Source organism: Spirulina sp. CS-785/01 (assembly GCF_028330525.1).
Lineage (GTDB): Bacteria > Cyanobacteriota > Cyanobacteriia > Cyanobacteriales > Spirulinaceae > JAQMSD01.
On sequence record NZ_JAQMSD010000013.1, the window covers coordinates 1 to 5,346 of the forward strand.

Annotated in this window: 4 protein-coding genes; 1 reads left to right on the forward strand and 3 read right to left on the reverse strand. The window is 47.0% G+C overall.

Annotation, left to right across the window (positions count from 1 at the left end):
• Nucleotides 1–173: 173 nt before the first annotated feature.
• Both PN462_RS00495 and PN462_RS00500 read right to left on the reverse strand, forming a co-directional pair.
• Nucleotides 174–1,574, reverse strand: a complete 1,401-nt coding sequence (locus PN462_RS00495; RefSeq protein WP_272125854.1) for an amidase — start codon at nt 1,572–1,574, stop codon at nt 174–176.
• Between the two features lie 123 nt (nt 1,575–1,697).
• Nucleotides 1,698–3,362 carry an MFS transporter gene (locus PN462_RS00500; protein WP_272125855.1) on the reverse strand — a complete coding sequence of 555 codons (1,665 nt, stop codon included), beginning with the start codon at nt 3,360–3,362 and terminating at the stop codon, nt 1,698–1,700.
• A gap of 106 nt (nt 3,363–3,468) precedes the next feature.
• Between PN462_RS00500 and PN462_RS00505 the strand changes: the two genes are divergently transcribed.
• Nucleotides 3,469–4,002: a phosphoribosyltransferase gene (locus tag PN462_RS00505; protein ID WP_272125856.1), complete on the forward strand. Its 534-nt coding sequence runs from the start codon at nt 3,469–3,471 to the stop codon at nt 4,000–4,002.
• On the opposite strand, the gene PN462_RS00510 is transcribed toward PN462_RS00505, so the two are convergent.
• Nucleotides 3,991–4,899 (reverse strand): AEC family transporter, encoded by a 909-nt coding sequence (locus tag PN462_RS00510; RefSeq protein ID WP_272125857.1) that lies wholly within the window; start codon nt 4,897–4,899, stop codon nt 3,991–3,993. The two genes, PN462_RS00505 and PN462_RS00510, sit on opposite strands and share 12 nt — an antisense overlap.
• Nucleotides 4,900–5,346: the final 447 nt, after the last annotated feature.

A 5,346-nucleotide genomic window follows, 5' to 3' on the forward strand; every position in this document is an offset into this window, starting at 1 on the left:
CCTGTGGCACGTCTATCAAACGCCAGATAGCTTATTGCTGGAGGGGGTATCTTCTTCCGGCGACGGTGAAAAGACCGTTGACTATTGGTATCAATCTATCATAATGATGAAGTTTAAGCAAGTTTTTGAACACTGCTATGAGCCCTAAAAATTCTCCTAACATAGCATAAACCCTAAGTAGCCATAGAAGGGCGATGAGTCCAAGGGGCGAGTTGCTCTAACTGGGCGGCCACTTGTAAAAGCAGTCCATCCGAGGCAGGTTTTCCCACCAATTGTATCCCTAGGGGAATGCCTTGGGGATCAAAGGTAGTGGGAATGGAGATGGCCGGTAAACCCGTGGCATTGGCCAGGGGACAGGGGCCAATCCATTGGATAATCCGTTGTAAGGTTTCTTCGGGGGATAAATCCGCCCATTCTCCAATTTTGGGGGGGGTGTGGAGATGGACAGGTAAGAGTAAGAGATCATACTGGTCAAAAAAGGCTACGATGCGCCGAGACAAGGCTTGCAGTTGCCAGGCCGCTTGTAAATATTCTCCGGCTGTTCCCGCTTGTTCCACTAACCAACGATTGATGGGACTAAATGCCTCTAAGGGGAGGCCAGAGGCGGCGATTCCGGCTTGCCAAACGCGAGTAAAGCAGGGGGCAAGCCCGGTTAAATCGGGACAGGCTTCTTCGAGGGTATGTCCGGCGTTTTCTAGGTGTTGGGCGGTGTCGGTGACGGCCTGTTGGTAGGGGGCGGTGGCAGTGCCGAGGGTGGGAATGGTGGTGCTAAGGGCAATTTTGAGGGGCTTTACAGGCTGTTGGATGATTTGGGCGAAGGGGATTTCTGGATCGGGCAACCAGTAGGGATCACCTGTGATATAACCGGAAATGACATCGAGAAAGGCGGCGGTTTCGGCGACGGTGCGGGTTAAAACCCCTTGGGTGGCGATGCCACTGGGATATTCACCAATGGGGGCATTACTGACGCGGCCTCGGGAGGGTTTGAGGCCGACTAACCCACAACAGGAGGCGGGGGTGCGAATTGATCCCCCTCCGTCTGATCCTTGGCCAATGGCGCATAATCCGGCAGCTACGGCGGAGGCAGACCCCCCACTCGACCCCCCTGGGGTGTAGTCTAATTGCCAGGGGTTGCGGGTGGGGGGAAAGCCTGGGGGTTCGGTGTAGGGAAATGAGCCGACTTCGGGGGTGGCGGTTTTGCCGAGAATGATGCAGCCGGCGGCTTTGAGTTTACTGACGATGCCATCATCATATTGTGGGATGTTGTCTTTGAGGGCTAATGTGCCGCACATTTGGGGGAGTCCGGCCACGGGGTTGAGGTCTTTGATGCTGATGGGGACTCCGAAGAAGGGGGGGAGGTTGCTGGGGGGGGTTTGGGTGAGGTGTTCGGTTTTGCGGGTTGCGTCTGCGATCGCCTGTTCTTTCGCCACGGTGACAAAACTCCCCAATTGCGGGTCTAAGCGTTCGATACGGTCGAGATAGAGTTGGGTTAACTCTAGGGGAGAGAGTTGTTTAGTCCGGATCAATTCTGCTTGTTTGAGGGCAGAGGTGAAAGCGTAATTGGTTGAAGTCATAGGAAATCAATAAATGGTGAGAAGTTCAGTTCAATGTTTGATTGTCAAGGACAGTTGATTTTTAAACCACAAAGACACAAAGGACACCAAGGAATATAAGCATTGATGGCTGAATGCTGATGTTTACTGATTAATACTTTGGTTTTGTCGTTTTTTTGCTTCTATTTTTGCACGAATGTCTTGATGGACTTCTTGGGTGATGGGATAAAAATAGGCCAGCACTAATCCTCCAATTAAAAAGAGGGTAGGCAATAAACTAATGGCTACCCGAATGGCCAATAAAGCACTGTCGGGCTGAATGGGAATATCTCCCCCTGGGGGACGTTCTTGAAAGCCATTTAATTCTAAGACGACTCCTACTAAAAATAAAGCTAACGCTAATCCTATTTTTTGTAGTAAAATCATAAATCCGTAAAAAATTCCTTCCCGTCGATAACCGGTTTCTAGTTCGTCTAATTCGATGATATCTGGGACCATTGACCAAGGAATTAAATAAGCGACAGATACCCCACATCCGGCTAAAATGGCTAACCCATACATTAAGTTCGTCTGTCCGGGTTCTAGGAAAAATAACCCCCCTTCGGCTAAAATCCAGATGAGAGTCCCGGCAAAAAATACTTTTTTCTTGCCGATTTGATTACTAATTTTTTGCCAAATAAAGAGCATGACTAAGGCTGTTCCTTGGACAGCTATGGCAACCGAAGGAAATTGACTTTCTGGCAACCCCATCCAACTGACTACATAGTAAATTAAAATCGAGGCAATTAACTGTACGCCTAACCACGCACAGAGATAAATCCCAATTACATATAAGAAGGGTTTAGTTTTAAAAACAATTTTGAGTTGTTCAACAAAAGAAAGGGTGGGGACAGAATGGGATTGTAAGCGGGTTTGGGTGGCTAATTCGTTGACTAAATGGGATTCAGGGGAAGATCGGCGTAAGGTCATTCCGGCGGCGGCAAAGATGACACCGAATAGAAGCCCCATGACGGCCCAAAATAAATTAGTTTGTTGTAGTAATAATCCGCCTATTCCCCAGACAATTGCCAATCCTGCCACCCCTAACAGGACTATCCCCAGTCCTCGACGTTGAGGGAAGGATAACACGGGTTCAGCCCCCCGTTCCTGAATACGGAACACACACCACAAGGTGGCTACAGTTCCCAAGAAGGCACAGACTCCCCCTAAGATGGGATAACGGACGATATCTTGGTCATAGACTTGGAAAATAATTTGTGCCAAAACCAGTGACAGAATACTTCCTCCAATGGAAAAGGCCATGCGGAAACTATTTAAGCGGGTTCGTTCGTTGTAATCTTGGGTAAGTTCTGGGGTGAGGGCAGTATAGGGTAAATTAACGGCTGTAAAGGCTAAATTAAATAACACCGCAATCAGGACATAATAGATAAATAAGAGCCACTGATTCCAGGTGGTATTCTGGCTAAAGGCAGGGACTAGCCAATGGAGGATAAAGAGTATCCCAAAAGGGATGATCCCGCCTAACATCCAAGGGATGCGACGGCCCCAGCGTGTTCGGGTGCGATCGCTTAAAATTCCGGTTAATGGATCATTGATGGCATCGGAGACTTTACCAATGGCCAACACCGCACTGGCCAACCCCGCAGGTAAACCCGCAACATTGGTAAAAAAATACAATAGAAAAAAAATCAAGACATTGGCCGTCATGGCCGCCCCTAAATCCCCGGCCCCGTAGGCTAACTTGGTGGAAAATTTCAGAGGTTCAGGTTGGGAGGGTTGGGAGTTTGGGGCTAAATATTGCTCTTGCATACTTAATTTTGCGATAAATCGTTCCGTGATAACTAAATTTTTCAGTAAAATTGGCCATACTTTAAGCTAGTTGTAGCATCCTCCCACCCTACCCCATAGCAGTCTTATGTCAGATTTATATGTGTCTTGGTCCGAGTACCACCAAAACATTGAGAAACTTGTTGCTCAAATCTATCATTCCCAGTGGACGTTTAATCAAATTGTCTGTATTGCCAAAGGTGGGTTGCGCGTTGGGGATTTGTTGTGCCGCCTCTATAACTGTCCTCTCGCTATTTTATCCGCTTCCTCCTATGGGGGAGAGAATAACCGGGTCCGGGGAGAAATTCGGTTTTCTCAGCATTTATCAATGACGACTGCTAATTTAGGCGATCGCCTTTTATTGGTCGATGATTTAGCCGACTCCGGAGTCAGTTTACAAGCCTCCCTCAACTGGCTAAAATACCACTATACCCACGTTCAAGACATTCGGACTGCCGTATTATGGTGTAAAGACTGTTCCCAAATTAAACCGGATTATTATGTAGAGTATTTAACCGATAATCCCTGGATTCATCAACCCTTTGAATATTATGAAGAAGTGACTCCCGCAGACATTGCCGAAAAATATACGCCTCTCTCAGTAGAACAGTCAACCAAATAACACCATCCACACCGGGAGTAAAATTAACAGACTTAATGATCCCATTGCGATCGCTGTTACCGCTAACTCCCGATCTAAATCATACGTCTCCGCCACCACCAACGTCGCAAACGCCGGAGGCATAGCAATTTGCAACACAAACACCAACAACACCCCTCCCGTCATCCCCACCTGTCCCAAAATCACCCCAAACAGAAGCGGCACCAATAACATCTTAATCCCCAAACTCACCGACGCAGATCGCCAATTCCCCAAGGCTTTCAAATAACTCAACCGCATCCCAATTAACACCAAAGATAAACTCACCACAAACCAACCAACCCCCTGTAACGTCGCTTCCACCGGGGGACTAAATTGAAATTGACGAAACCACAACCCAAAAGCAAACGCCCACCAAATCGGTTGTTTAAAAATCGTCCAAAAAGGAGGACGAGAAGCCTGTTTCTCTTGGCCAAAAATAGCCGCAATCATCCCCCCTAACCCATAGGCCCCCAACGTTGTACAAAAAAGGTCATAAAAAAGAGCATAACCAAAATATTTCTCCCCCACTAACGTCAAAATCACCGGATACCCCAAATACCCCGTATTACCAAACATCGACGCAAACATAAAACTCCCCTGAAACGGACGAGTCCAATGGGGAGTTTTCCAGTGAATCCACAACCACGCTAACCCAGCCCCCAATAACGTCGCTACCCAAGCAATAACCGGAGAAAACCACACCGCCCCCGATAAATCCGCCCGACGTAAAAAAACAATCACTCCCAAAGGGACTCCCACCCAAAACAAAAACTCCCCTAATTTTTGGGGGACTCGGTAAGATAAGAAACGCCCCAAAATCAAACCAAGAAACACTCCAGACAGTAATTTGAGATAAAGTTCTAACAAAGAAGACATTTTGGATAATGGGTAATGGGTAAGCTGTTGTGCATTTAAATTGGTATGTGATAGGAGGGAACAGGGAACAGGGAACAGAGAAAGGGAACAGAGAAAGGGAACAGTGAACAGGGAACAGTGAACAGGGAACAGTGAAAGGGAACAGAGAAAGGGAACAGAGGAGTAGGAGTAGTGAAATTTAAGGACAAAGGGACTATGTTTTTCAAGATTTTTCTCCAATTGAGAGCAAAATTTGACCTTTTTTGCTTTTCAAAATCCTCAAAACCCTCATTAGGCCAGAATTTTAGAGTTATTCAGCAAGCCCTATCTTAGTCCATTAACCCGTTTTAACGGGTTTTAGCTATTAGCCTTGGGTTTTAACCCAAGGCATAGTAGCTTTCTGACTGGTCCATTAACCCGTTTTAACGGGTTTTAGCTATTAGCCTTGGGTTTTAACCCAAGGCATAG